Here is a 22,029-nt window from a genome sequence, read left to right on the forward strand (position 1 = left end):
GGCGATATGAGCTCGAAGCCCCGCCTCTTCCTTGTCCGCCATGGAGAAACCGAGTGGTCGCTTTCCGGTCAGCACACCGGAACGACTGACATCCCCCTGACTGAGAACGGCCAGGCACAGGCCCGCACCGTGGGTGTGTTGTTGAATCACCATAATTTCGCGCAGGTGTTTACCAGCCCCATGCAGCGCGCCCGCGACACCTGCACCCTGCTCGGCTATGGCACGCAGGCGGTTGTGAATCCGGATCTGTGCGAATGGAACTACGGCATCTTCGAAGGGCTGACCACGCCGCAGATCCGCGAACAGCGCAACGATCCCCGCTGGAATATCTTCGACTCCGAGATTCCCAACGGCGAAAGCATTGAGCAGGTCGCCGCGCGCGCCCAGGCCGTCATCGATCAGGTATTGGAAATCGCGCCCGCGGGCGACACGCTGTTGGTTGCGCACGGCCACATTCTGCGGATCCTCGCTGCTACCTGGCTCGGCTTGCCGCCGCGCAGCGCACGTCTGCTGTCGCTGGTCCCGGCCTCACTTTCCATCCTTGGCTATGAGCATGACCAGCGCGTGCTCCAGACCTGGAACCGTACCCCCGGCGACAAGTTGCCGCAGTAACAGGAACTCCTATTGCTGAACTCGTGTAGAAAGGGTCAAGCTTTGCGCGACCCTTTCTACACGGCCGCGTCTACACTGAACATCTATGTGCGGAATCGTCGGATACATCGGCCCGAAACCAGTCGTCCCCGTCATCATTGAAGGCCTTCGCCGCCTCGAATATCGTGGCTATGATTCTGCCGGCATCGCTGTCGCCGGCTCCGACGCCGGGCTTGAGCTTCGCCGCGCTCCCGGCAAACTGCGCAACCTGGAAGCCGTCATCGCCAACCAGCCGCTCCACGGCAACTACGGCATCGGCCACACCCGCTGGGCCACGCACGGCCGCCCCACCGAAGAGAACGCCCACCCCCACCGCGACTGCAGCGGCACCCTCGTCGTCGTCCACAACGGCATCGTCGAGAACTACCTCCAGCTCAAAACCGAGCTCACCGCCAAGGGTCACACCTTCGTCACCGAAACCGACACCGAGATCATCGCCCACTTGATAGAGGAAGAACTGGGTGCCCCATCCATCCGCAACGCGGATGGGTGGGATTCCGCTACCAAGCTCGAACTCGCCGTAAGAACCGCCGTAAAACGCCTCACCGGAGCCTTCGCCATCGGCGTCCTCTCCGCCAACGCGCCCAACACCCTCATCGCCGCGCGCAGCGGACCACCCGCCGTCATCGGCATCGGCGACGGCGAATACTTCCTCGCCTCCGACGTCCCCGGCATCCTGCACCACACCCGCAACATCGTCTACCTGCAGGACGGCGACATCGCCATCCTCACCCCCGCAGGAGCCCGCTTCACCGACTTCTCCGGCAACACCGTCCAGCGCCCGCCGCAGCGCATTACCTGGGACCCCATCCAGGCCGAAAAGGGCGGCTACAAGCACTTCATGCTCAAGGAGACCAACGAGCAGCCGCGCGCCATCCGCGACACCACGCTCGGCCGCGTCTCGCTCGACAGCGGACAGGTCTTCCTGCCCGACCTCAAGCTCACCCCACAGGACTTCGCCCGCGCCAGCCAGCTCACCATCGCCGCCTGCGGCACCAGCTGGCACGCGGCGCTCGCCGGCAAGTTCATGATCGAGCGCCTCGCCCGCATCCCCACTGAAGTCGACTACGCCAGCGAGTACCGCTACCGCAACCCCATCGCCAGCCCCAACGAGATCGGCCTGCTCATCACCCAGTCCGGCGAAACCGCCGACACCATCGCCGCCCAGCGCGAGATGATCTCCCTCGGCATCCCCACCCTCGCCATCTGCAACGTCGTCGGAGCAGCCATCACCCGCGACGCGCACGGCACCATCACCACCAACGCCGGCCCGGAGATCGGCGTCGCCAGCACCAAGGCCTTCACCGCCCAGCTCACCGCACTCTTCACCCTGGCGCTCTACCTGGCACAGCAACGCGGCACCGTTACGCCCCAGCAAAGCCTCCACCTCGTCACCGAGCTCAGCAAAATCCCCGGCAAGGTCGAAGACATCCTCCGCGCCGTCGACGACACCTGCGCCAACCTGGCCAAAAACTTCTCCAACGCCCGCGACTTCCTCTTCCTGGGCCGAGGCATCCACTACCCCATCGCCCTCGAAGGCGCGCTCAAATTGAAAGAAATCAGCTACATCCACGCCGAGGGCTACCCCGCCGGCGAGATGAAGCACGGCCCCAACGCCCTCATCGACGAGACCCTGCCCGTAGTCGTCCTCGCCACCCAGGACCCCACCGACCCGCAGTCGGTCCTCAAGTACGAAAAGACGCTCAGCAATATCCAGGAAGTCACCGCCCGCAGCGGAAGAGTCATCGCCATCGCCACCGAAGGCGACCACCAGATCAGCAACCTGGTAGAACACACCCTCCACATCCCCGCCGCCCCGGAGCTGCTGCTTCCCATTCTGGAGACGGTGCCGCTGCAGCTACTGGCCTACCACATCGCAGTAAGAAGAGGCTGCGACGTGGACCAGCCAAGAAATCTTGCGAAGAGTGTGACGGTGGAGTAAGCTCGCTTGCAAAACTCAATCGTGTTATATAGGGTCAATGCAGATTCAGTCGCTAGAACTTTATAATTTTCGTGCTTTTGAGCAGTGCAAAGTTGAATTTGCACCGATCACAGTTCTAGTCGGACCCAACAATGCCGGCAAAAGTTCAATATTAAGCGCCTTACGCATACTCTCGCAAACGTTGAAGAGCGTTGACCCGGATACAACTCTCCTATTGGAACAACTCGGCTCTTATAGGGATGTTGTCCACGGCAATAAGACCGGTCGTGGCATTCGCATTAGAGCTGAATTTTCATCGGATACTGGTAATCCAAGCTTCGATCTCAAGTACAAATATCGCGTTCAGAGACGCGAGGTCGCACTAAGTGAGTTTATGGCGTTTGAGCGCACGCCTGATGGCGGTGAATCAACAATACTAAGAACTACTTATTCCGAAATAACACGGAGACAACTTCTTCGCTTTATCGCAGGGATTCCAGAAGGAATCATTGGTCAAGTTCCGGTCCCCTTTTATCATTTTCTCCCTCGCATCAGCTTCTTATTTTGGGAACAACTTGCAAAAAAGTCGAAAGGCAGGCTTCGCTTTCATAAGAATCAAGATTTCCCCCCAAAGGGATCTAGCTCTCTGACTAAGTGGGTACGGGAAATTCAATATCTTCTTTCTTCGCTTCAGTACCTTGGACCATTCCGCGAGGATCCCAAGAGGAATTATCCTTTTTCAGGAGAAAGACCTTCTTTGCTTGAAAGTTCCGGTCACGGTGCGACCGACATACTAATGACTGATTTTTTTCGAAGAGGAAGACAGAAGCGGGAGCTCACCAAAAAAGTCAGCCAGTGGCTGACACGTGCTGGCATCGCAGATGATATCGAAGTCGTTGCAATCAGTGACAGGCAATACGATATTCGTCTTAGGCATCCTATAACCCAAGAATCTTCGAATCTCGCTGACGTCGGTTTCGGTGCATCTCAAATCCTTCCCGTCCTTATCGCTGGTTATGATATTGCCCCTGGCTCGCTATTTTCTGTTGAACAGCCTGAGATTCACCTTCACCCAAAAGCTCAAGCTGAGTTGGGCGAATTTTTTGGTGATCTCTACGGTCGAAAAGTGCAAAGTGTAATCGAAACACATAGCGAACATCTAATTATTCGGTTGCAGAGGAAAGTCGCATTAGGGGAAATCAAACCAGAAGACATCGTATTCAATTACATAAATCCAACAAAAAGCGGCAAGGAAATTGTCACTTTGAAGCTGAATGAAAAAGGTTTGTTCACAGATAAGTGGCCAAATGGATTCTTTGAAGAGAGGATGCAAGAGACTTTAGGTTTGGCTAAGGCTCCATTGCTAAGAAGAGCATCTCGATGAGCGGTGTTGTAGTGGACGCATGTGTTATGCAGCGCTTCCTTTTGGCGTTGGTCGAAGATCGTCAAGATGACGTCGCGCATCTTTTCGCTTGTCTTTCCGAGGGGCTCGGTTTCGCGATCGACAGTACGGATAAGATGCTTAATCAGTGGAGAGAAACTTGTAAGCATCTGTTAATGGAAGATTGGATTGTCCGCGGAATCCAAAATGGCTATATCCGTGTAGTGGACCCCATTAGGTCACAACGGCACAAAAAGCAGCTGATGCAAGCACTCGGATTTCCTTACCAAACACGGCACGAGGGCGTTTATGTCGAAGTTGCAACTGCCTCTCCACCTCATTTATTGATTTCAGAGGATATTGATTTTTGGGAGCCAACAGCTAAACGAGGCTCTGCAGAAGTGAAATCTAAATTCATTAGCCAGAGTAGAGGAGGAGTAGCGCGTTATTTAAATAAGGAGATGGGGATCACAGTCGTGAATGTTTCCCAGGCAATAGCGCAGCTTAATTGCTCCTCTTAAAAGTAACTCCCCTACAGCCCCTTCAAAAACTCCGACAGCGACTTCTCAAACGTCAGCGCCAGCACCTCAAGATTCCGCAGGCAGACTTCCTTCTTCCCGCGCTCCAGATACGACAGATAGATCACATTGATCCCGCTGTGCTCGGCCAGGTCGATCTGCCGCCAGCCGCGTGCCTTCCGTAACGCTCGCACTCGCTCCCCAACCGCCACGCAGATGTCTCTTGTCATGCCCTCATACTTCGATCTAGCCTATAAGCTAATCTAGCTTATGGGTTAGATGTACCCAGAGGGTCAACGCCGAGCATGACGCCCCGAACACTCAAACTCCTCAAGTGGCCCTCCCTCATCCTCTGGACGGCCTTCCTCATCTTCACCGGCCGCTGCGGTCCCGCAACCCGCCCCGTACCACACGATCTCTCCGCCGGTCCCGCAGAGTCCCCAAACCTCTCCGCCCCCGCACCACCGGGCCACCCCAAAATCACCCTTTTGAGGCTATCCAATAAAACTGATGGAATGATAGTCTCATGCAAACGATAGTTTTTATCGTTTGCAATCAGTTCCTCTTCTTAACCCTTTGTCCGACTTTCGCTAACCCCACGATTTGGGAGGCAAGACTATGAGCCACGCACGCCACTGGGGCAGGATCGCTATCGCCGCCGTCAGCACCGGCATCCTGACCGCATCGCTTTGGAAAGGTCCGGCGGTCAACGCCCAGGCCACCAGCCCGCAAACCCCCGTTCCCAACAGCTACGCCCCGGTCGATGACAAGGAGAGCTTCCAGGCTGTCCACGACCGCATGGTGGCCGCCAAGGCCGCCGTTCAGCAGCGCCAGTTGGACCTGTTGAATGAGCGGTATGACCTGAGTGACCGGCCCTCGTCGACCGTTACCATGGACCGCACCAAGCCCGTCCAGACCGGCGTTCGCGTCAAGCTGCCCGCAGGCGTTACCTGGGACGCGCTCGCGTCGCAGACGCCGGAGCAGATCCGCGAGAAGGGCAGCTTCCCCAAGGGATTTCTGCCTCTGCCGCATGCCCACCATGAAGAGGGCGGCATGGTCTTTCCGCATGCCGAACTGCAGGAGCTGCTCGACAAGGAGCAGCGCGACCTGACCCGCTTCGACCTGGACTTCGACATCCCGGAGCGTTTTCTGGCCGAGTTCCCTGCCGCCACCTACCTGACCACACGGCCCGACCTGGGCGACGTGAGCAAGGGCCAGCTGATCACCATCAACAACTACTACGAGCTGTTCAGCGGCATTCTGAACCCCAAGCAGCTTGAGGGGCTTCGCCTTCTGGTTACGCCCTTTCCGCAGCAGCAGTTCAACCAGACCACTGACCGCCGCTCGGACAAGCCCAGCCGCGGCGTCGCCTGCCTGGACTGCCACACCAACGGCGGCACCAACGGAGCCTTCCATGAAGTGGGCGACATCCGTCCGCAGGAGTTCCGCCATCGCATCGAGACGCCGGCACTGCGCGGTGTGAACATCCAGCGCCTCTTCGGCTCGCAGCGCGCGTTGAAGACGGTGGAGGACTTCACCGAGTTCGAGCAGCGCGCCGCCTACTTCGACGGCGATCACGTCATCGCCGCTAAAAAGGGCGTCAATGTGCTGGAGCGCGGCAGCCAGGTGCACTTCATGGCCGAGTTTGAAGAGTTGCTGGACTTCCCGCCGGCTCCCAAGCTGATGTGGGACGGCAAGCTGGACCCCGCCAAGGCCACGAAAGAAGAATTGCACGGTCAGGATGTCTTCTACGGCAAGGGACGTTGCGCCGAGTGCCACTCCGGCCAGTACTTTACAGACAACAGCATGCACGATCTCCATGCCGAGCGTTTCTACACGCAGCACATGGAGAACGGCATGATGATGGCGCGCGACGGAGCGATCAAGACCTTCCCGCTGCGCGGCATCAAGGACACGCCGCCCTACCTGCACGACGGCCGCCTGCTCACGCTCGAGGATACCGTCGAATACTTCAACCTGGTGCTGGGCACCAAGCTCACCGCGCAGGAGAAGAAGGACCTGGTGTCATACCTGCAGACGCTGTAAAACGAAAGCGTAATACGCTCGAATGGGGCAACCGGTATCCGGTTGCCCCATTCGTATCTACGGCAGCGCCGCAACAACCTTCTTCGCCGCCAGCGACAGCAGCAACCGCGAAAATCCGCTGAACAGAATCGCCAGTCCCACCAGCGTTCCAGGCACCCATGCGGCGGAGCTGGGCAGATGCGCCCAGATCATGACCGCCACAAGGATGGAGAAGACGCCATCCAGCAGCAGCCAGCCGCTGCCTACCAGTCCGCGCAGGCCAAATCCTCCGGCCACTTCGACCAGGCCTTTGAGGAACAGGTAAGCGGAAAGGATCAGCGTCAGGCTAACCAGTCCGGCCAGCGGATGCATCAGCAGGTAGATGCCGCCCCAGAAGTAAATCAGCGCAACCAGAGCCTCCCACAGAACTGCTCCCGCGCCACGCACATGCCAGGCAAACCACACGTGCGTAAAGCCGCTCACAAGCAGCAGCCAGCCAACCACGGTTGTCACGGCAACGCCGGCCGCCAGCGGTGCGGCAATGGCAAACAGGCCAACCAGGATCATCAAGACACTCAGGGCAATCGACCAGCCGATGGATTCCTTCGCAATGCTGCGGACAGACAGGCTCATGGGTTTCTTCCTCTGCCTGCCATGGTGTCACAATTTCGTAGACGCGCAACGTGCGTGCCATCACATGGGTCTCAGGCAAAACAGAAGAGCCCGGCATCGCGCCGGGCTCTTTTGCGAAAATTCAAGGTTCGTTACTTGTTGTTGATCAGACCCTTATTCCCGCCAAAGCGGAAGACCAGTCCTGTACTCACGGAGAAGACCGTGCTCGACGCGTACGACTCCGTAGGTGCGACAACAGTGGAGTTGATCACGCTTACCTTGCCGTAGCCAACTTCCACAATGCGCCAGTCCACGTGCTTATTCAGCGGCTGGTCAATGCCGGCCAGCACCATAAACTGGCCGCGGCGGGCGCTCTTCGGGTTATGCGGCGCCGACGAGGTGCCAATGCCTCCCAGTACCTCGGCATAGCCACGCACGCCCAGACCGTCAATGTAGTGCGATCCACGCAGACCGATCAGGAAGCTCTTCAGCGGGGCGTTGTTGTTACGCACGTACGATCCACGGATGTCGAGGCCCACCTCGTTCTTGCCGGAGTTGGAGACAGTCGCGTATCCGCCGTAGCTGACGCCTTTAAACCACGCGTTCGTGTTGCCTTCCCCCATGAAAGCAAACTCGCCGGTGTCCGCCTGCGCGTTGCTGATGCGGTTTGCAACCGGATTAATGTAAAAGCCGTATTGAGCGTGAGCGGCGGCGGAGGTGAGCAGCAGCCCGAGAAGGGCCGCGAACAAACGCAGTTTCATCCATACATCCTTGCGGTGTTTCGGCCCGGAGACCTGCGTAGAGTCTACCGGAAGCTAGTACCGCTTCACCACTTCGGGGTGCTTTTGCAGCCACCAGCAGGCTCCCTCACCCGCCTGCGGGAAGATCGAACGGCTGCAAACGGCCATCCACTGGCCGCCGTAGTAGTACTCCACCTTGCTGGCTTTCAGGCTGGCAATTTCCACTTCGGTGCGCCGGACCTGTCCCATTCCGCCACCACGGGCCACGCGGGCGCGCCACACCGCCCAGTCGCCCATATACAAAGCCATGGCCGCCACGGCGGTGATCCCCAGCGTCCATGCCAGTTTGTGAAGAATCCATTGCCCCATGCCCAGCAGCGTAGCAGACAGGCAGCCACGAACGCCGCCTCCGTGCGAGACTGGAAAGACAGGGCCTATAGCTCAACGGTTAGAGCAGGGGACTCATAATCCCTTGGCTGCAGGTTCGAATCCTGCTGGGCCCACCAATCCTCTTACCGCACCTTCTAAACAGCCGCTCCTGGATCAGCCAGCCGCTTCTGTAACTCATCCACAAAATGCGCCAGGTGCAGACCGTCCACCAGCGCGTGGTGAACGTGAATCGACACCGGCATGGTGCGTCGTCCCTCTGCTTCCGTCATTTTTCCGAACGTAATCCGAGGCGCAGCATCTTCCACGGCGAAGTTCCGGGCGTGCGACAGCGAGGTGAAGTCCAGCCACGGCAGGGTGGAAAAGCGGATGACATTGGTGTGCGGGTAACGTTCCAGGTCGGTGCGGTTCTTCACACGCTCCACCTCGGCGGATGCGCGCGGCGCAAATTCCAGGATGTTCTCGGAGAACTGGTAGTGAGCGAATCCGATCGTGCCGTTCGGACGGCCTACGGCACATCCGCTGTCAATGCGTTCATAGCGCCACGGTTCGCCGTCCACAATGCGGTGGTGGAAGTTCTCAACGCGGTGGGCCGCGGTCAAGGCGCAGTGAACAAAGGTCAGAAAGACTGAAAGCTGGTTTGCCTTGGCAAAAGCAAAGGCTTCCGTGCAGTCCAGGCGCAGGCAAATGCCGTGGTAAGGCTCAGTAAACCCGCTGAATAAGCGGAAAAGCTCTGTGCGCTCCCAGGTGGCCAGGTCAATTTTGTGGTGAGGTCCGGGGTCAGCAATGCTCATCGACTCCCATTATCTCGCCGGTACAGGCAGCTTTACGACTGCTTCGCCCTGGCGCGGCGGCTGCGCTTGCGCGCCGTGTGCTTGGCGTGGCTATAAGTCCACTGCCGCACCGGCCCAACATCCACATGCACGAACTGGCTCTTCGGGTAGTAGCCTACGCCACCCGCTTCCAGTGAGAGAGCCGCTTCACGCAGGCGTGCTGCCGGAACCCCGGGAACGCGGAAATCGATCGCCTTGGCGTCGATATGCTGCGAGTGCTCGGCGGCGTTGGTGGTGCCACTGGCGCGCAGCGCGTCGTTGGTCTCCTTGGAGCGATACGCCGACAGGATATCGATGACGCCGTCCGGTTTGCCCAGCTTTACCAGCATGGTGTGCAGCACATCAAAGGTGCGCGGATCGTAGGCGTTCACCTGCTGGTTATGGCTGTCGCGCAGGAAGAGGTTGAGTTCGGCAAGTGCGTTGGGCATGTAGGTGTCGCCAATGCGGTACACCACGCTCAGCACCTCACCCGTATACGGGTGGGCCAGCTTCAATTCGTACTTTTCGCCTTCGTCCGGAACTTCTTCTTCCTCTTCAGGAATCAGGCCCACACCGGGCAGGGCAGCGTTGACAAAAGCATGCGCCAGGGCGTGCAGGCGGGGATGCTTATGCACAACCGGCTTGCGTGCTGCGGCATTCACCGCCGGGGAAACCATACCCAGCAGGGCCACAGTGGCAAAAACAGTCAGCTTACGGACAGGCGCGGGCAGAGACACGTACAGAGACAACTGGCAAAGCTCCCCATGTAGGTTGTGCGGCACTATGATCCGGAAACCCGAATGGGGGTTGCCAAATGTCATTCGCTTGTAGCCAATTGTAACCTGCGTGAAAGATTTGCCAACCCGGGTTTTCCAGAGGTGGCAATTTTGCCTTATCGGGCTGCTATGCTTTCCCTTCTGTCAGAGGAAATAACCATGCAGAACAACGGGTGGGACCGTTCCGCCCAGGCCTGGATCGCCGATATGGGCGAAGAGGGAGACTGGGGACGGCGGACATTTCTGGACGAGGCCATGCTCTCGCGCCTCCGGTCTGGCAGCTTCTACCGGGCGCTCGACGTGGGCTGCGGCGAGGGCCGTTTCTGCCGCAAGCTGCAGTCGCTGGGGATTGCCACCACCGGAATTGACCCCACGGAAGCCCTATTGACCGAGGCCCGCCGCCGGAACCCCAGTGGAACCTATACGAATGCCGCCGCCGAGCAGCTCCCCTTTGCCGATGGAGCCTTTGACCTGGTCGTCAGCTACCTCAGCCTGATCGACATGGAGTTGTACGAGAAAGCCATTGCGGAGATGACCCGGGTCCTTGCTCCGGGTGGCACACTCCTGGTCGCCAACCTCACAAGCCTCTCCACTGCTAAGGCCGGGAACGGCTGGCAGTACGACCTGCTGGGCAAGCCGAAGCACTTCACCATCGATCACTACCTGGAACCGCGCAGTTCGCTGGAAAGCTGGCGCGGCATTCACATCCGCAACTGGCACCGGCCCTTGTCGGACTACATGCGGCAGTTCCTGGTGCAGGGGTTAGTGCTAACGCACTTCGACGAACCAGCGCCACCTGCTGATGGCTCGCACACGGCAGACAAATATCGCCGCGTGCCCTGGTTCGTCGTCATGGAGTGGCGCAAGCCAGCTAGTACTGAATGATGTGGTACGTGTAGTCCGAGAGCGTTCCGTCCTTGCGGATATAGCTCATGAAGAACTTCTTGCTGCCGTTGATCGTCGTGCCGACGATGATGGAAGTACCCCAGAATCCCTCGCCGTCTGTGCGGGAGATGTCCACGTGGTGGCTCTTGATTTCCCCCACCTTGCTGTAGGTCGTCCAGTCCTCGGTAAACCGCTTGATGGAATAGCCCGAGTGCTTACTCAGGTTTGTCTTCCACTCCGGATCGTTCACATACAGGCCATAGGCCGTGTCGAAGTCCTTATGCTCGATGGCGGTCAAAAACTTGTCGACCTTGTGCTCCGCCGGCAGGTTTGAGAAGAACCAGCCGTGTCCGGCAATGTAGCCGCCCACAAACAGCAGCACCAGCGCGAGGACGGATAATCCCGCCAGGACCAGCAACGCTGTTCTCCGCTTTTCTTTTTTCTCGTCGTAAACCGGCGCATCCATCAAGCTCATGGCTCTATCCCTTTCGCTCTCATTAGACACCGGAGAGAGCAAATTCGTTCACTCGAGCCTGTTCTAGGCTCTCAGAAGGCATCCGGACGCAGCTCACAACTGCCTTCGGCCAGGTAAACCGAGACCACATCGAAGCGCGTCGCAATGCCTTCGCGCTGCTTTTCCGGGAAATGCCGCACGTACGCCGCGGCCAGTCGTCGCAGCATGCGCTGCTTGGCCTCATCCACGGCAAACTCTGCCGGAACGAGATCTCTCCGGCTCCGTGTCTTGACTTCGATCAAGCACAGCGTTTCACCTTGCCAGGCGATCAGGTCCACGTCGCCGCCCTGTACGCCGGCCCAGCGCCACCGCCGCGCCACAACGGTGTATCCGTGTCGGCGCAGGAACCAGTACGCGGTCTCCTCGCCATGCTCTCCCACGCGCAGATGAGGCGGCAGATGCGGACTTCGTCCCAGCCCATGGGCGGCCCGCTCCAGCAGTTCAAGCGCGTATTTCTGAATCTCCAGCATTGTGTGTGAAATCATAAGGCCACCGCCGATGCAAAGCTCCTCAAAATCCATGGCGCAGGTCATCCTGTGCTTCGCCTGCATTTATTTCATCTGGGGCTCCACGTTCATGGCCATTCACTACGCGGTCATCGATCTGGCTCCGCCCATCATCAGCGGTCTACGTTACTTCCTGTCGGCGCCATTTATCTTTCTGCTCTGCCGCTTCAACCGGCAGCCCCTTCTTATCCCGGGGAAAGAGATCTTCCGTTGCGGTCTGCTGGGCGCCTTCATGCTGGTGGGCAATAACTGCCTGCTGGTGTGGGCAGAAAAGACCGTCGACTCCGGCTTTGCCGCGATGGTGCTGGCCGCCATCCCAATCTTCATTGCCCTCCTGGATACCCTCGTGCCCGGCGGTGACAGGCTCACACGGCTCGGCTGGAGCGGTCTTCTGCTCGGCTTCGGTGGACTGATTACCTTGCTCTGGCCCACTATCCGCCACACCTCCTTTGAGGGGCAGGGGAAAGCCGCCAGCAGCGCCATCCTGATTGTGGCCGCGCTCTGCTGGGCGATCGGTTCGGTGCTCTCCAAGCGATTCAAGATGCAGCGCGACCCACTGGTGCTGGCCGGCTGGCAGCTTCTGCTGGGAGGCGGACTGAACCTGGTCATTGCCACGGCCATCGGCTCATGGAGCACCGCCCGCTGGACGCACAACGCCGTCCTGGGCCTGGCCTACCTGACCATCTTCGGATCGCTGATCGGCTTCACCGCCTACGTCTGGCTGCTACACCACGTTTCCGTGGCCAAGGTGGCAACGTATGCCTACGTCAACCCGATCGTCGCATCCATTCTCGGCGTATGGGTGCTGCATGAAGGTCTGGGCGCCTATGAATGGACCGGAATGTTCGTGATCCTGGCCGCAGTCGCGCTCGTGAACCTGTCACGCACGAAAAAGCCCGCTGTGGCCTAGCGGGCTTTCTTAAGAACTAAAACCAGGAACTAACAACTATTTCCGCTTCCAACGGACCCCATCCTTCGAATCCTCAATCACGATGCCCTTCTCCAGCAGTTCATTGCGAATGGCATCGGCCCGCGCGAAGTTGCGCTGTTTCTTGGCCAGCGTGCGCTCGGCCACCAGCTTGTCCACGTCCTCATCGCTCAGTGACATGGTTGCCAGCAGCTCCGGAGAGGCCTGGTTCAGACGGCCTTCCTTCTCTGCCCAGACCAGCGCAGCCTTGGTCAGCTCCGCGTCGCGGTCGTTCAGCACGGCAAAGATGCCATCAAAGGCCGCCAGTACTGCGTCAATCTCCGCAACATTGCCGGCCAGAAGCTTGCCGCCGTCCATGGCGGAGTTCGCCGCACGGACCAGGTCGAAGATCGCCGCGCGCGCGTTAGCGGTATTCAGGTCGTCCGCCATCGCGGCGGTAAAGCCTTCGCCTGCCTTTTTCGCGGCGGCGGAGATCTCTTGATTCACACCTTCGGCAAAACCGCCCTTGCGTAGACGCTCTACAAAGGTTCGCAGGCGGTCAATCGCATTGGTCGATTCCGTCAGACCATCGAAGGTGAAGTTCATCTGGTTGCGGTACGGCACGCTCAGCAGAAGAAAGCGAATGGCCGAAGCGCGATATCCCTTCAGCAGCAGGTCGCGCAGCGTGTAGAAGTTGCCCTCGCTCTTGGACATTTTCTTGCCTTCCACCAGCAGGAAGCGCACATGCATCCAGTGCTTTGCGAAGGGCTTTCCGGTCGCCGCCTCGCTCTGGGCAATCTCGTTCTCGTGGTGCGGGAACATCAGGTCTTCGCCGCCCGCGTGCAGGTCCAGTGTCTCGCCCAGGTACTTCATCGCCATGGCCGAACACTCGATATGCCAGCCCGGCCGGCCGCAGCCAATCGCCGTATCCCACTGCGCTTCGCCCGGCTTCGGAGCCTTCCACAGCGCGAAGTCGCGCGCCGCGTCCTTCTCGTACTCGTCCACATCGACACGCGCGCCGTCGGTGATGCCTTCAAAGTCCTTCTTCGAGAGCTTGCCGTACTCCGGAAAACGCGCAATGCGGAAGTACCAGCTTCCGTCCTCGGTCTTGTAGGCAATGTCTTCGCTGGCCAGCTTCTCGATCAGAGAAACCATCTCCGGAATATTTTCGGTGGCCTTGGCTACATGCTCGGGCTTCTCGATGCCCAGGGCTTCCAGGTCTTCGAAGAAGGCCTGCGTAAACTTCGCCGTGTACTCCTGGATGGGGATACCGGCGGTGGCCGCATTGCGGATGATCTTGTCATCCACGTCGGTCACGTTCATCACGTGCTCCACCTTCATGCCCATCTGGATGGCAAAGCGGCGCAGCACATCCACGTGCAGGAAGGTGCGGAAGTTGCCAATGTGCCCGTAGTCATAGACCGTCGGCCCGCAGGCATACATCCGCAGCGTGTTATCCCGCTCGGGTTTCAGGGGCTCAATGGCAGAGGACAGGGTATTGAAGAGCTTAATCTCAGGCATCCGGGCGGGCTACTTTCCTTGTTGATTCTACCGGAGCCGCGTGGAATTGTTTCTCCCCAACGGGTGCCCCACCCGCGGAGCTTAGGATGGGTTCGATTTCAAAAACCTACCCCAGCCGCAACTGCGGCATTGCATTCAGCTCATCCGAGGCAAACTCCCCGGTCACAAACTTCGGCCACGCCGCAGCGGCAATCATCGCGGCGTTGTCTGTCGCCAGAGCCAGGGACGGAAACGCGACCCGCAACCCGCGTACGGCGGCCTCGGCGGTCATACGTTCCCGCAGGCCGCGGTTCGCCGCCACGCCGCCGGACACCACAATGCTGCCCGCGCCAAATTCCTCGGCCGCGCGCATAGTCTGCTTCACCAGGTAGCTGACCACGGCCTTCTGGAAACTGGCGATCAGGTTCAGCGTTTCCGTATCGCAAAGCGCCAGCGCTGCCTCGCGTTTGTCGCCCTCTATCTGCATCAGCGATGCGTGGCGTGCCTCGGCTCGTTCGCGCATGCTGTGGACTTCCACGTAGCGCAGAACAGCCGTCTTGATGCCGCTGAAGCTGAAGTCGAACTCTCCACCGCGCGCCGTCCCCTCGCGATGCGGCTTCGTCTTGATGCCGCCCAGCTTGAACTCCACTGCATTCGGATCGCCATGCCCGGCCAGAAAATCCATCAACGGCCCGCCAGGATACCCCAACCCCAGCAGCTTGGCGGATTTGTCATAGGCCTCGCCCGCGGCATCGTCAATCGTGCGGCCAACGTTGCGGTAGCGCCATACACCATCGCGCTCCTCGGCCAGATACAGGTGCGTATGTCCGCCCGAAACTACCAGCGCCAGAATCTTGTCATCCCGACCGGAGGCGCGCAGAGCCGCAGTGGAGGGATCTGCATGCACTGCTTCCATCAGGACCGCATGGATATGTCCCTCAAGGTGGTTCACCGCAATCAGCGGCTTGCCCAGCCCAAAGGCCAGCGACTTGGCATAGGTAATACCCACCAGCAACGCTCCCGCCAATCCGGGGCCTTCGGTTACAGCCACAGCGTCAATCTCCGCCAGCGAAACACCCGCCTCGGCCATTGCTGTTCGCACCACCGGAACAATATTGGTCAGGTGCTCACGGCTGGCCAGCTCCGGTACAACGCCGCCATACAGCGCATGCGTCGCAATCTGCGAGGCCACCACATTTGAAAGCACCTCACCACCGCTGCGAACGACCGCCGCCGCCGTCTCATCGCAGGAGCTCTCAATGCCGAGAATCAGACCCGAAGCCATCTCTCCATTGTAGTTTTTGTTTGTCATCCTGCGCGTAGCGAAGGGACCTGCTTCTCCAAACAGCCACAATACTGGGTGCCCCATTCACGCGCAGCGTGAGTGGGAGAAATCACCACCACCATCCACTACCATGAAACACACATGCAGTCGCCCCAGTTCCAGGCCGCCCTGACGATCGCCCAAACCCTCCAAGCCGCGGGTCACCAGGCCTACTTCGCCGGCGGCTGCGTCCGCGACCTCCTCCTCGGCCTCACGCCCAAGGACTATGATGTCGCCACCTCCGCCACGCCGCAGCAGGTGCAGGCGCTCTTCCCCAACACCGTCGCCGTCGGCGCACACTTCGGCGTCATCCTCGTTCTCCAACCCGGTCCCGACTACCCCGGCCCGGAAGCCGCGGACATCCCCACCGAGGTCGCCACCTTCCGCAATGACGGCAGCTACACCGATGGCCGCCGCCCCGACCAGGTCACCTTCTCCACCTCGCCCGAAGAAGACGTCCGTCGCCGAGACTTCACCATCAACGGCATGCTGCTGGACCCCGCAAAGCTCGCCGCCGGTGCATCGGTGGAAGAGGCCACGCTCGATCTTGTCCACGGCCGCGACGATCTGCGCACGGGTATCCTGCGCGCCATCGGCGACCCGCGCCTGCGCTTCACGGAAGACAAGCTCCGTATGCTGCGCGCCGTGCGCTTCGCCGCGCGCCTTGGTTACATTATCGAAACCACAACCCTCGCCGCCATCCGCGAACTCGCTCCGCAGATCCACCAGGTCTCACCCGAACGTGTGCGCGACGAACTGACCCGCATGCTCACCCAGGGCAACGCGCACATCGCCCTGCGCCTGCTCGACGAAACCGGCCTGCTCACGGAGGTCCTGCCTGAGGTCAGGAAGATGCAGGGAATCGAGCAGCCACCGCAATACCACCCCGAGGGCGACGTCTGGGTCCACACACTCCTGCTGCTCGAAAAGCTGCCGCCCAGCCCCTCTGCCACGCTGGCCTGGGGAGCACTCCTGCACGATATTGGCAAACCAGCAACCTTCCGCCGCGCGCCCGACCGCATCCGTTTTGACGGACACGTCGAGGTCGGCGAGCGCATCGCCGAGGTCATCCTCAACCGCCTGCGTTTCTCCAACGACGACAAAGCGCAGATCCTCGCGCTCATCCATAACCACATGCGCTTCGGCGATGTGATGCACATGCGGCAAAGCACGCTCAAGCGCTTCCTGCGCATGCCGCGCTTTGAGGAGCATCTGCACCTGCACTACCTCGACGCCGGCTCCGCCAGCGGCAACCTCACCCTCTACGAGTTCGCAAAGCAGAAGTACGAAACCATGCCGGAAGATGCCGTAAAACCAACTCTGCTGGTCAACGGCCGCACCCTCATCGAAGCAGGCTACAAACCCGGGCCTCGCTTTACAGAGATGCTCCACTTCGTCGAAGATGCCCAGCTCGAAGGCCAGGTTGCGACCACGGAAGAGGGTCTGAAGCTCCTCCTCCAACACTTCGGCCCACCGGCTTAATCCCGACTCTGGGTGCCCCATTCACGCGTAGTGTGAATGGGGCACCCAGCATATCCTCCGCAACCACCATGCACCCTCGCGTGTCTCTCCGGTGTACCCTTTCCATCGACCCCATGCGACACCTTCTCCTGCTCCCGGTTTTTGCCGTCACGCTGCACGCAGCCGTCATCGGCCACATGGAGCCTGCCCAGCCGCTCACCGAAGCACGCATCCGCACTCTACCCGCGGAGCAGCAACCGGCATGGCTCGCCTACCTTGACCGCTCGCAGCAACAGAAGCTCGCGGACAAGGCTGCTCTCGCCGCTGAGGTAAAGGCAGCGGGCCGCACCGAGTCCATCCACTCCAGGGCAGGCCACGGTGCCAACTCCATGCCGCTCGATCGCGATGCTGCCTTTTACGCCTCTGCGGAAGCGCACACCACCGCCGAAAATATCCTCAGCTACCAGACGCCCGCTGGAGGCTGGAGCAAGAACATTGAGATCAACCATCACCATCGCGAGCCCTCCGAAGACTTCGCCCCCGACAATAGCTCGCAGCACCTCAGCGCCGATGACGCTGACCGGCCGCTTGAGCCTACATGGAACTACGTCGGCACCATCGATAACGACGCCACCACGACGGAAATCCGCTTCCTCGCTCTCTGCCTGCCGCGAGCCTCGGCTCAGGATCGAGCGCGTTACCGCAACAGCATTGAGCACGGCATTCGCTACCTGCTGGCGGCACAATATCCCAACGGCGGCTGGCCGCAGGTCTGGCCTCTGGAGGGCGGATATCACGATGCCGTCACCTTCAACGACAACGCCATGATCAACGCGATTGAGACGCTGAACCTCGCGGTCACCGATCCCGGCTATAGCTTTCTTCCGCAGCCGTTGAAGCAGCAGGCAGCGCAGTCCATCGTCCATGGGCTGGACTGCATTCTGCGTGCACAGGTTTCCATCGGTGGACGGCTCACCCTCTGGCCGCAGCAGGCAGACGCACTGACGCTCGTTCCCGCGGGAGCACGCAACTACGAGATGGTCTCCCTCGCTACGTCGGAGTCGGCGGCGCTGGTCAACTACCTGATGCAGCTACCTGCGCCCTCGCCTGCCGTGGTGCGTTCCATCTACGCGGCGGCAGACTGGTTCCAGCAGCACGCCACCAGCGGCTATGTTTACAAAGGCGGCAAGGAGACTCCCGGTGGCCGCCGTCTCTTCCCGCAGGCGGATGCCAAGCCCCTTTGGGCGCGTTATTATTCGCTCGATCAACAAAAGCCCATCTTCGGCGATCGAGACCGCACCATTCACGACGACCTGCTCGAAATCTCCGACGAGCGTCGCAACGGCTATGGCTGGTACAACACCACCGCCGATACCACTTTGAAGCACTTTGCTTCATGGAAGCAAAAGCATCCTCTTTCACAGGCAAACCATTCGTAGACTGGTGACATCCACCTTCTCGAAATGGAATTCGATGTCCTGATCATCGGCGCCGGCATGGCCGGACTCACCGCGGCCCGCTCACTGGCGGAGTCTGGTGTCCGGGTCGCGTTGCTCGAGGCCTCCTCGCGCGTCGGCGGTCGCATCCTCACCGTGCGTGAGGGAGAGGAGATTGTCGAACTCGGAGCCGAGTTCGTGCATGGCAAACCACCCGAACTCTGGCGGCTTATCGAAGAGGCAGGGCTCGAGACCTTCGAACTGGAGGGGGACAACCTCACCTTCGAAGGTCAGCGTCTGCAGCAGGGTGAAGACATGGGCGAGAATTTCTCCGCCATGGAACAGTTCGAAGACTGGCAGAAGCCCGATCTTTCCTTCGCTGCCTTCCTCGCGCAGCATCCTGAGATTGACGATGCGGCCCGCCAGCAGCTCATCGGCTTCGTCGAAGGCTTCAATGCCGCCGACCATCATGACATCTCCGTTCTCTCGCTTGGCCTTCAACAGAAAGCGGAGGAAGAGATTGAAGGCGACCGCCTCTTCCGTGTCCGCGCAGGATACGACCTGGTGCCGCAGCATCAGCTTGCCCGTGCCCAGGCAGCGGGAGCGCATCTGTACCTGGAAACATCGGTCGAAAGTATGGACTGGCAGCCACACCGCGTCACCCTGCAGGCCCAGCAGCACGAGCGGCCCGTGTGCTTTACCGGGCAGCAGGTCATTGTGGCCGTGCCTCTCGGCGTGCTGAAGTCCGGCAGCATCTCCTTCTCTCCTCAGCCGCCCGCTCTACGTCATGCCACGGGGCTTTGCATGGGCCAGGCACGCCGTTTCACCCTCATCTTCCGGGAGCGCTTCTGGCAGAGCGATCCCGCACTGGCGAATCTCAGCTTCTTCTTCGCGCGCGATGCCATGCCGCCGGTCTGGTGGACGGCGCATCCTGCCAACAGCCATACGTTGACCGCCTGGGTCGGTGGCCCTCGCGCGCATCAGCTCAGCGGGCTTACGCCGGCCAACCTTGCCGAACTTGCCTGTGTGCAGCTTGCCACCATCTTTGCGCGGCCGGTGGAGCAGATTCGCGCCCAGCTTCTGCACTGTCTCGCGCATGACTGGCAACGCGATCCCTGTGCTCTCGGAGCCTACAGCTACGTCTCTGTGGGCGGAGCAGAGGCGTCCCTGCGCATGAGCGAACCCGCGCAGGGTACCGTCTACTTTGCCGGAGAACATACGGATACCACTGGCCACTGGGGCACGGTGCACGCGGCTGTTCGCAGTGGCATACGCGCGGCCCGCCAGGTTCTGGACGACCGTGACAACCACATCGTTGCCTAAGCCGCGAGTCCTATTTTTTCTCCATCCACATCTTCCACCGCACCATAATCGGCAACTGCGACGAGTAGATGCCCACCGGCCCGGAGAACAGATACGCTGTCACGCACGCCAACCCTGCCAGTGCACCAACGCGTCCTCCGAACAGCTCCATCGCCATCACCACACCGGCCAGCGGCGTATTCGCCGCCGCCGAGAACACTGCGGCAAATCCCATCGCCGCCAGCACACCCACGCTCAGCGGAACCAGCCCCGCCATGGTGCTGCCCGCTGCCGCGCCCATGAAGAACAGCGGCGTCACCTCGCCGCCTTTGAAGCCAGCGCCGAGAGTGAGTGCGGTAAGTCCAAGCTTTGCCGCCCATACCCACCATGGCTGCTGTCCGTCGAATGAAGCCAGAATGCCCGGTACGCCAAGGCCCGCAAACTGCCACGCACGCAGGCCCCAGATCAGCAGGGCTACCAGGGTTCCGCCCACCAGCGGCCGCATCGGCGGATAAGCAAGCATCTTCTTGAACAGGTGTGACAGCCCATGATGCAGCGTGGAGAACAGCCGCGCAATCAATCCGAAGACCACGCCCGCAACCGCGGCCCACACCCAATGGATGGGGACCAGAGCGGGGGCCGCGCCAATGTGGTATTCCGTGTGGTGCACGCCCATCAGGTGAACGGTCAGGTCTCCCGCGAACGAGGCAATCAGGCACGGGCCCAGACCTTCCAGCACGGAATTCCAGCCAACCCAGCCCACGGCCAGTACTTCCACCCCAAAGATCGCACCCGTCCACGGTGTCCCGAACACACCCCCGAAGCCGCCCGCGATACCGGCCATCAGGGCGACACGCCGCATCTGCTTCTGGCCGAACAGTCCCGCGAGCCAGTCCGCCAGGGAAGCGCCCATCTGCACCGCCGTGCCCTCGCGGCCCGCGCTTCCGCCAAACAGGTGTGTCAGCACCGTGCCCAGCAACACCAGCGGAGCCATGCGCAACGGCACAGCTTCCGTGGGTGTATGAATTTCTTCCAGGATCAGGTTGTTGCCGCCGGCTGCTCGTCCGCCGTAGCGCCAGTACAGCCAGCCCACGGCAAAACCCGCCAAAGGCAACCCAGCCAGCAGCCAGTGGTGGCTCTCACGCGTCGCATTCGCCCAGTTCAGGGCAACAATCAGGAGCGCCGAGGCAAGCCCGGCCAACACACCAATTCCGGCAGCTAGTGCAACCCAGGCCAGCAGCTTCTTTCCAGTTTCAGGCACACGTCCTCCTACGCATTTGTTCTCGTAGGAGTCATCAGCTCCCGGACTATTGTCCGGGGCGGTTCAGGCGGAACCCCATCGCCTTACAGCCTTAGATTTCGCAGAAACGCTTATTGACGCGGAGCAAAGTAACCTTTACGCGCGCGGACCTTGAACCGCGGGTCCAGGGCCTGCAGATAAATCGTACGGAAGGAGCCATCTGCCTTGAAGTCCGCCGGAACGTATTCCAGCGAGTACTGGCTGCGCAGCTCCTCTTCAATCGAGCGGAACCCGTTAGAGACCTCTTCGATGCGCGTCGGATAAAACGCGCGGCCACCGGTCGCTTCGCTGATTGCCTTCAGAATGTCGTCGCCCTTGTCCTTGGTAGGGCTCACATTCGTGCTGATGCTGTAGACCATCGTCTCCGCACGCTGGCACATCTTGATGGCGTCCGTCATCAGCGCATGGCTGTAGTTGTCGTCGCCGTCGGTCACCATGATGATGGCCTTGCGGTAGCCCGAGCCCTGCATCAACATCTGGTCGCGGCACGTGGTGTACAGGTTATCGAACAACGCCGTACCGCCGCCGGGGCGCAGCTTATGAATACCCTGGTTCAGCAGATCAATGTTGTTGGTAAAGCCCTGTTCCAGGTCCAGTTGCACATCGAAGCCTTCCACGAAGGCCATGTCCTGGCGGTGCAGCACCTGCAGAAAGAACTCCACCGCGGCCTGCTGTTCGAACTCGAAGCGCTGGCGAATGGAGCTGGATGTGTCCAGCATGATGCCCACGCGCAGCGGCAGATTGGTCTGCTGCGTAAAGCGGATCACGCGCTCCGGCTGTTTGCCGTCGTCCAGCAGGCCAAAGTCCTGCTGGCGCAGGCCGGTGATGAACTTGCCCTTCTTATCCGTCACCGTAAAGATCTGGTTGACCTCGCGCGCGCCCGTACCGCGGATAATCGGCACATCGGCGGGTGACTCCTCGCCTGGCGCGGTTGGCTGCTGCTGAGGCTGCGCAGGCGCAGGCTGCTGCTGCGCGGCCATAAAGGTGCCGCACGCAAAGAAAAGAAACGCAATCGAGATACCGCGCTGAAGATTCTTAAACATCGTAGGAGTCACTGGCCCAAATTCTACC

Annotated in this window: 22 protein-coding genes, 1 tRNA gene and 1 riboswitch; of the genes, 11 read left to right on the forward strand and 12 right to left on the reverse strand. The window is 60.3% G+C overall.

The features are described from left to right. Window positions 1–6: 6 nt before the first annotated feature. The 4 genes from OHL13_RS16350 (at window position 7) to OHL13_RS16365 (ending at window position 4,474) form a co-directional block, all read left to right on the forward strand. Window positions 7–612: a histidine phosphatase family protein gene (locus OHL13_RS16350; RefSeq protein ID WP_263411193.1), complete on the forward strand. Its 606-nt coding sequence runs from the start codon at window positions 7–9 to the stop codon at window positions 610–612. 85 nt (window positions 613–697) lie between these two features. Then, window positions 698–2,593 carry a glutamine--fructose-6-phosphate transaminase (isomerizing) gene (glmS, locus tag OHL13_RS16355; RefSeq protein WP_263411194.1) on the forward strand — a complete coding sequence of 632 codons (1,896 nt, stop codon included), beginning with the start codon at window positions 698–700 and terminating at the stop codon, window positions 2,591–2,593. Window positions 2,594–2,630: 37 nt separating this feature from the next. Continuing rightward, on the forward strand, window positions 2,631–3,956 hold the full coding sequence (locus tag OHL13_RS16360; RefSeq protein WP_263411195.1) for an AAA family ATPase: 1,326 nt from the start codon (window positions 2,631–2,633) through the stop codon (window positions 3,954–3,956). After that, entirely contained in the window at window positions 3,953–4,474 is a 522-nt protein-coding gene (locus OHL13_RS16365) for a hypothetical protein (protein ID WP_263411196.1), read from the forward strand. Before OHL13_RS16360 ends, OHL13_RS16365 begins: the two co-directional genes overlap by 4 nt. Before the next feature lie 11 nt (window positions 4,475–4,485). Here the strand turns inward: OHL13_RS16365 and OHL13_RS16370 are convergent, their stop codons facing one another. Next, a complete protein-coding gene (locus OHL13_RS16370) occupies window positions 4,486–4,665 on the reverse strand; it encodes a helix-turn-helix domain-containing protein (RefSeq protein ID WP_263411197.1) in 180 nt (59 codons plus the stop codon). Between the two features lie 424 nt (window positions 4,666–5,089). Between OHL13_RS16370 and OHL13_RS16375 the strand changes: the two genes are divergently transcribed. After that, a complete protein-coding gene (locus OHL13_RS16375; RefSeq protein ID WP_263411198.1) occupies window positions 5,090–6,517 on the forward strand; it encodes a hypothetical protein in 1,428 nt (475 codons plus the stop codon). 57 nt (window positions 6,518–6,574) lie between these two features. On the opposite strand, the gene OHL13_RS16380 is transcribed toward OHL13_RS16375, so the two are convergent. The 3 genes from OHL13_RS16380 to OHL13_RS16390 all read right to left on the reverse strand — a co-directional run bounded on the left by OHL13_RS16380 (window position 6,575) and on the right by OHL13_RS16390 (window position 8,217). Then, a complete protein-coding gene (locus OHL13_RS16380; protein WP_263411199.1) occupies window positions 6,575–7,129 on the reverse strand; it encodes an HdeD family acid-resistance protein in 555 nt (184 codons plus the stop codon). A 131-nt stretch (window positions 7,130–7,260) separates the two neighbouring features. Next, complete coding sequence (locus OHL13_RS16385; RefSeq protein ID WP_263411200.1) at window positions 7,261–7,869, reverse strand: hypothetical protein; 609 nt, start codon at window positions 7,867–7,869, stop codon at window positions 7,261–7,263. A 54-nt stretch (window positions 7,870–7,923) separates the two neighbouring features. Then, complete coding sequence (locus tag OHL13_RS16390; protein WP_263411201.1) at window positions 7,924–8,217, reverse strand: hypothetical protein; 294 nt, start codon at window positions 8,215–8,217, stop codon at window positions 7,924–7,926. Between the two features lie 61 nt (window positions 8,218–8,278). Here OHL13_RS16390 and OHL13_RS16395 point away from each other — a divergent pair. Then, window positions 8,279–8,354: transfer RNA gene (locus OHL13_RS16395), tRNA-Ile, on the forward strand. 18 nt (window positions 8,355–8,372) lie between these two features. Here OHL13_RS16395 and OHL13_RS16400 read toward each other — a convergent pair. After that, window positions 8,373–9,029, reverse strand: coding sequence for a CatA-like O-acetyltransferase (locus tag OHL13_RS16400; protein ID WP_263411202.1), 657 nt, complete (start codon window positions 9,027–9,029; stop codon window positions 8,373–8,375). Window positions 9,030–9,061: 32 nt separating this feature from the next. Continuing rightward, on the reverse strand, window positions 9,062–9,796 hold the full coding sequence (locus tag OHL13_RS16405; RefSeq protein ID WP_263411203.1) for a YcbK family protein: 735 nt from the start codon (window positions 9,794–9,796) through the stop codon (window positions 9,062–9,064). 186 nt (window positions 9,797–9,982) lie between these two features. Here OHL13_RS16405 and OHL13_RS16410 point away from each other — a divergent pair, with 186 nt between their 5' ends. After that, on the forward strand, window positions 9,983–10,708 hold the full coding sequence (locus OHL13_RS16410; protein WP_263411204.1) for a class I SAM-dependent methyltransferase: 726 nt from the start codon (window positions 9,983–9,985) through the stop codon (window positions 10,706–10,708). On the opposite strand, the gene OHL13_RS16415 is transcribed toward OHL13_RS16410, so the two are convergent. Then, complete coding sequence (locus tag OHL13_RS16415) at window positions 10,695–11,183, reverse strand: hypothetical protein (protein WP_263411205.1); 489 nt, start codon at window positions 11,181–11,183, stop codon at window positions 10,695–10,697. The two genes, OHL13_RS16410 and OHL13_RS16415, sit on opposite strands and share 14 nt — an antisense overlap. A gap of 71 nt (window positions 11,184–11,254) precedes the next feature. Beyond that, window positions 11,255–11,773: a YraN family protein gene (locus OHL13_RS16420; protein WP_263411206.1), complete on the reverse strand. Its 519-nt coding sequence runs from the start codon at window positions 11,771–11,773 to the stop codon at window positions 11,255–11,257. Between the two features lie 25 nt (window positions 11,774–11,798). On the opposite strand from OHL13_RS16420, the gene OHL13_RS16425 reads away from it, so the two are divergent. Continuing rightward, window positions 11,799–12,638: an EamA family transporter gene (locus OHL13_RS16425; RefSeq protein ID WP_263411207.1), complete on the forward strand. Its 840-nt coding sequence runs from the start codon at window positions 11,799–11,801 to the stop codon at window positions 12,636–12,638. Between the two features lie 36 nt (window positions 12,639–12,674). Here OHL13_RS16425 and cysS read toward each other — a convergent pair whose 3' ends face one another. After that, window positions 12,675–14,156, reverse strand: a complete 1,482-nt coding sequence (cysS, locus tag OHL13_RS16430) for a cysteine--tRNA ligase (protein ID WP_263411208.1) — start codon at window positions 14,154–14,156, stop codon at window positions 12,675–12,677. 106 nt (window positions 14,157–14,262) lie between these two features. After that, entirely contained in the window at window positions 14,263–15,420 is a 1,158-nt protein-coding gene (tsaD, locus tag OHL13_RS16435; RefSeq protein ID WP_263411209.1) for a tRNA (adenosine(37)-N6)-threonylcarbamoyltransferase complex transferase subunit TsaD, read from the reverse strand. Between the two features lie 99 nt (window positions 15,421–15,519). Between tsaD and OHL13_RS16440 the strand changes: the two genes are divergently transcribed. From OHL13_RS16440 to OHL13_RS16450, 3 genes are all read left to right on the forward strand, one after another. Next, a complete protein-coding gene (locus tag OHL13_RS16440; protein WP_317889935.1) occupies window positions 15,520–16,941 on the forward strand; it encodes a CCA tRNA nucleotidyltransferase in 1,422 nt (473 codons plus the stop codon). 113 nt (window positions 16,942–17,054) lie between these two features. Beyond that, window positions 17,055–18,359, forward strand: coding sequence for a pectate lyase (gene pelA, locus OHL13_RS16445; protein ID WP_263411210.1), 1,305 nt, complete (start codon window positions 17,055–17,057; stop codon window positions 18,357–18,359). A gap of 24 nt (window positions 18,360–18,383) precedes the next feature. Beyond that, a complete protein-coding gene (locus tag OHL13_RS16450; RefSeq protein WP_263411211.1) occupies window positions 18,384–19,679 on the forward strand; it encodes a flavin monoamine oxidase family protein in 1,296 nt (431 codons plus the stop codon). 10 nt (window positions 19,680–19,689) lie between these two features. Here OHL13_RS16450 and OHL13_RS16455 read toward each other — a convergent pair whose 3' ends face one another. Then, on the reverse strand, window positions 19,690–20,919 hold the full coding sequence (locus OHL13_RS16455; RefSeq protein ID WP_263411212.1) for a chloride channel protein: 1,230 nt from the start codon (window positions 20,917–20,919) through the stop codon (window positions 19,690–19,692). Between the two features lie 18 nt (window positions 20,920–20,937). Next, window positions 20,938–21,011: riboswitch (Fluoride riboswitch) on the reverse strand. A gap of 18 nt (window positions 21,012–21,029) precedes the next feature. Continuing rightward, window positions 21,030–22,001, reverse strand: a complete 972-nt coding sequence (locus OHL13_RS16460; RefSeq protein WP_263411213.1) for a VWA domain-containing protein — start codon at window positions 21,999–22,001, stop codon at window positions 21,030–21,032. Window positions 22,002–22,029: the final 28 nt, after the last annotated feature.

The sequence above is a fragment of the Terriglobus tenax genome (assembly GCF_025685395.1).
In the GTDB taxonomy this organism is placed as follows: domain Bacteria; phylum Acidobacteriota; class Terriglobia; order Terriglobales; family Acidobacteriaceae; genus Terriglobus; species Terriglobus tenax.

Bases quoted from the DNA above. Each gene is read 5' to 3' on its own strand.
- OHL13_RS16350 (WP_263411193.1), top strand. From the start codon at position 7: ATGAGCTCGAAGCCCCGCCTCTTCCTTGTCCGCCATGGAGAAACCGAG.
- glmS (WP_263411194.1), top strand. From the start codon at position 698: ATGTGCGGAATCGTCGGATACATCGGCCCGAAACCAGTCGTCCCCGTC.
- OHL13_RS16360 (WP_263411195.1), top strand. From the start codon at position 2,631: ATGCAGATTCAGTCGCTAGAACTTTATAATTTTCGTGCTTTTGAGCAG.
- OHL13_RS16365 (WP_263411196.1), top strand. From the start codon at position 3,953: ATGAGCGGTGTTGTAGTGGACGCATGTGTTATGCAGCGCTTCCTTTTG.
- OHL13_RS16375 (WP_263411198.1), top strand. From the start codon at position 5,090: ATGAGCCACGCACGCCACTGGGGCAGGATCGCTATCGCCGCCGTCAGC.
- OHL13_RS16380 (WP_263411199.1), bottom strand. From the start codon at position 7,129: ATGAGCCTGTCTGTCCGCAGCATTGCGAAGGAATCCATCGGCTGGTCG.
- OHL13_RS16385 (WP_263411200.1), bottom strand. From the start codon at position 7,869: ATGAAACTGCGTTTGTTCGCGGCCCTTCTCGGGCTGCTGCTCACCTCC.
- OHL13_RS16390 (WP_263411201.1), bottom strand. From the start codon at position 8,217: ATGGGGCAATGGATTCTTCACAAACTGGCATGGACGCTGGGGATCACC.
- OHL13_RS16400 (WP_263411202.1), bottom strand. From the start codon at position 9,029: ATGAGCATTGCTGACCCCGGACCTCACCACAAAATTGACCTGGCCACC.
- OHL13_RS16410 (WP_263411204.1), top strand. From the start codon at position 9,983: ATGCAGAACAACGGGTGGGACCGTTCCGCCCAGGCCTGGATCGCCGAT.
- OHL13_RS16415 (WP_263411205.1), bottom strand. From the start codon at position 11,183: ATGAGCTTGATGGATGCGCCGGTTTACGACGAGAAAAAAGAAAAGCGG.
- OHL13_RS16420 (WP_263411206.1), bottom strand. From the start codon at position 11,773: ATGCAGGCGAAGCACAGGATGACCTGCGCCATGGATTTTGAGGAGCTT.
- OHL13_RS16425 (WP_263411207.1), top strand. From the start codon at position 11,799: ATGGCCATTCACTACGCGGTCATCGATCTGGCTCCGCCCATCATCAGC.
- cysS (WP_263411208.1), bottom strand. From the start codon at position 14,156: ATGCCTGAGATTAAGCTCTTCAATACCCTGTCCTCTGCCATTGAGCCC.
- tsaD (WP_263411209.1), bottom strand. From the start codon at position 15,420: ATGGCTTCGGGTCTGATTCTCGGCATTGAGAGCTCCTGCGATGAGACG.
- pelA (WP_263411210.1), top strand. From the start codon at position 17,055: ATGCGACACCTTCTCCTGCTCCCGGTTTTTGCCGTCACGCTGCACGCA.
- OHL13_RS16450 (WP_263411211.1), top strand. From the start codon at position 18,384: ATGGAATTCGATGTCCTGATCATCGGCGCCGGCATGGCCGGACTCACC.
- OHL13_RS16460 (WP_263411213.1), bottom strand. From the start codon at position 22,001: ATGTTTAAGAATCTTCAGCGCGGTATCTCGATTGCGTTTCTTTTCTTT.